The sequence below is a fragment of the Neisseria sp. HMSC078H04 genome (genome assembly GCF_001838135.1).
GTDB lineage: Bacteria > Pseudomonadota > Gammaproteobacteria > Burkholderiales > Neisseriaceae > Neisseria.
Genome location: NZ_KV835833.1, coordinates 1 through 291, shown reverse-complemented (window position 1 = coordinate 291; position 291 = coordinate 1). Strand labels below are relative to the sequence as shown.

Genomic DNA, 291 nt, shown 5'->3' with positions numbered 1-291 from the left:
GCGTTCTTACCGTCTTTAACGATAGTGGTAGTGGTATTACCTTCGCCATCAGTGATGGTTACAGTGTGAGTACCATCGCCGTTGTCTTTAACGTCGGCTTTAGCATTCTTACCATCTACACCGTCTTTACCGTCTTTAACGATGGTAGTAGTGACTGTACCGGTCTCAAGATCAGTAATAGTGATTGTATGGGTACCGTCACCATTATCTACAACTTCACCTGTGATGCTGCCACCTTTTTCACCAGTGTCACCTTTTTCACCAGTGTCACCTTTATCGCCTTTGTCGCCT

Annotated in this window: 1 protein-coding gene; it reads right to left on the bottom strand. The window is 45.4% G+C overall.

The features are described from left to right. The coding region (locus HMPREF2560_RS04320; RefSeq protein ID WP_210400413.1) for a collagen-flanked surface repeat-containing protein at positions 1 to 291 on the bottom strand (291 nt) is incomplete at both ends.